Here is a 2,950-nt window from a genome sequence, read left to right as displayed (position 1 = left end):
ATGTTCACCTCGCAGGTGAAGACCGACGACGACATCCGTGCCATTTTGCGTGCGCGCGTCGATACCGTGTATCATCCGGTCGGCACCTGCAGGATGGGCGTCAATGACGCCATGGCCGTGGTCGATCCGAAGCTGAAGGTCCATGGACTCGAGGGCCTGCGCGTGGTCGATGCCTCGATCATGCCGACCCTGATCGGCGGCAACACCAATGCGCCGACCATCATGATCGGCGAGAAGGCCGCCGACATGATCAGGAGCGAAATGCGGGTGAATTGAGGCTCCGTCATTGCGAGCGAAGCGAAGCAATCCATCTCACCGCAGAGGTAAGGAAGAAAGAATGGATTGCTTCGTCGCTGCGCTACTCGCAATGACGAAAGAAATCACGTCAGCAGAAACCCGCCATCGACCGTGATCACACTGCCGGTCATGTAGCGCGAGGCGCTGGATGCGAGCAACAGGATCGCGCCGTCGAGATCGGACTCGGCGCCGATCCGGCGTTGCGGAATCCGTTTCGTCAGCCGCTCGCCAGCCGGCGTCGCCCAGAAATCATGGTTCATCTCGGTGTCGATGTAGCCCGGTGCCAGCGCGTTGACGCGAATCCGGCTGCCGGCGAGTTCCAGCGCCATCGCCTTGGTGGCCTGCACGATCCCGGCCTTGGAAATCGTATAGGGCGAGAGAAACTTCATCACAGCGAAGCCGAGCACGGAGGCGACATTGACGATGTTGCCCTCCTGCCCGCGCGCCATCATGCGCCGCGCCATCTCGGTCGCGGCGAAATAGGCCCCTTTGAGATTGGCGCCGATCACGGCGTCCCAGTCCGCTTCGGTCTGGTCGATCGCGAGTTTTTCGATCGCAATCCCGGCATTGTTGATCAGCACCGTGACCGGGCCGAGCGCTGCTTCCGCGGCATCGATCGCCCGCGCGATCGACGAAGTGTCGGTGACGTCCATCTCGACCGCCGCCGCACGCCCGCCACGGCCGCGGATCTCCTCTTCGAGATTTTTCAACTTGCCGGTCTGTCGCGCCGCGAGCACGACGGCCGCGCCATGCGCCGACAGCACGCGCGCGAACTGCCGCCCCAACCCCTGCGAGGCGCCGGTAATGAGGATGATTTCTTTACTGACGTCGAATAGGTCTGGCATGGCGAAGTCCCGGCTAAGGAGCGTTTTCAAGCGAAGTGGACCCCGGTTCGCGTGAAGAAAACGCGTCAAAACAAGAAGCCCGAGCCTTGATACAGACGATTTTAGCGACCGCAAACCCGTTTCATTGACCAAAACGCCGCGCCACAGCAAAAGGTCAAGCCAGCCGTGAACAGCTTCGACATCGCCGTCTATCTTGGCCTCGCCATCGCCGTGGTCACCGGATTCAACACCGGCCTGTTGCGCAGTGCGGTGACCATCCTGGCCTATCTGTTGGCGATGCCGATCGCGGTCTGGGCGATGTCGGTCATTGCGCCGCCGGTCAACGGCAATATCGCGTCGCCCTTGCTGCAGAATGGGGGATTGTTCCTCGGCGCGTTTCTGGCCGTCGGTATGGGGCTCGGCAAACTCGCGCGTGTGGCACTGGACGAGACCGTCGGATCGGAGGCGGGGCTGGCCGATCGCTTCGCCGGTGCGGCGCTCGGGGCTATCCGGGTCGGCCTGGTCGCCACCTCCGTGGTGCTGGTTTTCGACCAGTTGATCCCGCCCGATCGCCAGCCCGCCTTCCTGAACGGCTCGCAATTGCGGCCGCTATTCTCGGCCGCCGGACAGCGCGGCTTCCGCTCGCTGCCGCCCGAGTTGGCCGCCACCATCGACCGGCTGAAGCGGGACCAGCGGATCTAGCCCTTATCGCTTGCGGATAATCTCCGCGCAGATGCGTTCCGCGTCTGGCGGATCATGCTCCCGCAGGCTTGGCCGCCTGACCCTGATATGCATTTTGGCAAGGTCCAGTCCCTTATCAGCGGCGCCTGACTTGGCTACATTGCCCCGGCAAAGTTACCTGCGACAACACCTGCAAATCACCTGCAAATCACCTGACAGAACGGGAGTGAAACTGTGGATCTGGGCATCAAGGGCCGCCGCGCCATCGTCTGCGCATCGAGCAAGGGACTGGGACGCGCCTGCGCGATCGCGCTGGCCGACGAAGGCGTCCATGTCACGCTGACGGCGCGCGGCGCGGAAGCACTGAAGACAACCGCCGACGCCATCCGCAAAGCCCATCCCGGCCTCACCGTGAACGACGTGGTCGGCGACATCACCACCCCCGCCGGCCGCGAGGCGGTGCTGAAGGCCTGCCCCGATCCGGATATTCTGGTCAACAATGCCGGCGGCCCGCCGCCCGGCGATTTCCGCAACTGGACCCGTGACGACTGGATCAAGGCGCTCGACGCCAACATGCTGACCCCGATCGAGCTGATCAAGGCCACGGTCGACGGCATGATGGCGCGCAAGTTCGGCCGCATCGTCAACATCACCTCGGCCGCGGTGAAGGCACCGATCGAGATTCTCGGTCTGTCCAACGGCGCACGCGCCGGGCTGACCGGCTTCGTCGCCGGCCTCTCCCGCAAGACGGTGATCAACAACGTCACGATCAATGCACTGCTGCCGGGACCGTTCGAGACCGACCGCCTGCGCGGCACCGCCAAGGCCGAGGCCGAGAAGCGCGGCATCACGCCGGAGCAGATCCTGGCGGAGCGCGCCAAGCAGAATCCGGCCGGGCGTTTTGGCCAACCGGATGAATTCGGGCTGGCCTGCGCCTTCCTGTGCGGCGCCAAGGCCGGCTTCATCACCGGGCAAAACATTCTGCTCGACGGCGGCGCGTTCCCGGGAACGCTGTGAAGGCGGTCTGGTACGAGCGCAGCGGACCGGCGGCCGAGGTCCTCAGCTTCGGCGAGATGCCGACGCCGACAGTCGGCCCGGGCGAGGTCCGGATCCGGCTGGAGGCGTCTGGCGTCAACCCGGCCGATGTC

The 2,950-nt window shown here is 64.4% G+C and carries 4 protein-coding genes and 1 pseudogene; 4 read left to right on the top strand and 1 reads right to left on the bottom strand.

Features of this window, described 5'->3' with window-relative positions:
- A partial coding sequence (locus WCB02_RS40930) for a GMC oxidoreductase (protein WP_423968442.1) occupies nt 1-276 on the top strand: 276 nt, incomplete at its 5' end.
- Nucleotides 277-380: 104 nt separating this feature from the next.
- On the opposite strand, the gene WCB02_RS40925 is transcribed toward WCB02_RS40930, so the two are convergent.
- A complete protein-coding gene (locus WCB02_RS40925) occupies nt 381-1,142 on the bottom strand; it encodes an SDR family oxidoreductase (RefSeq protein ID WP_423968440.1) in 762 nt (253 codons plus the stop codon).
- 165 nt (nt 1,143-1,307) lie between these two features.
- On the opposite strand from WCB02_RS40925, the gene WCB02_RS40920 reads away from it, so the two are divergent.
- From WCB02_RS40920 to WCB02_RS40910, 3 genes and pseudogenes are all read left to right on the top strand, one after another.
- A complete protein-coding gene (locus tag WCB02_RS40920) occupies nt 1,308-1,823 on the top strand; it encodes a CvpA family protein (RefSeq protein WP_423968437.1) in 516 nt (171 codons plus the stop codon).
- A 213-nt stretch (nt 1,824-2,036) separates the two neighbouring features.
- Complete coding sequence (locus WCB02_RS40915; RefSeq protein ID WP_423968434.1) at nt 2,037-2,819, top strand: SDR family oxidoreductase; 783 nt, start codon at nt 2,037-2,039, stop codon at nt 2,817-2,819.
- Nucleotides 2,816-2,950: pseudogene (locus WCB02_RS40910) on the top strand (NADPH:quinone reductase); the annotation flags it as partial. The gene WCB02_RS40915 and the pseudogene WCB02_RS40910, both read left to right, overlap by 4 nt.

Origin of the sequence: Bradyrhizobium sp. (assembly GCF_049581145.1) — a bacterium.
Lineage (GTDB): Bacteria > Pseudomonadota > Alphaproteobacteria > Rhizobiales > Xanthobacteraceae > Bradyrhizobium.
The sequence above is the reverse complement of the archived record's forward strand: the minus strand, read 5'-3'. Positions and strand labels throughout refer to the sequence as shown.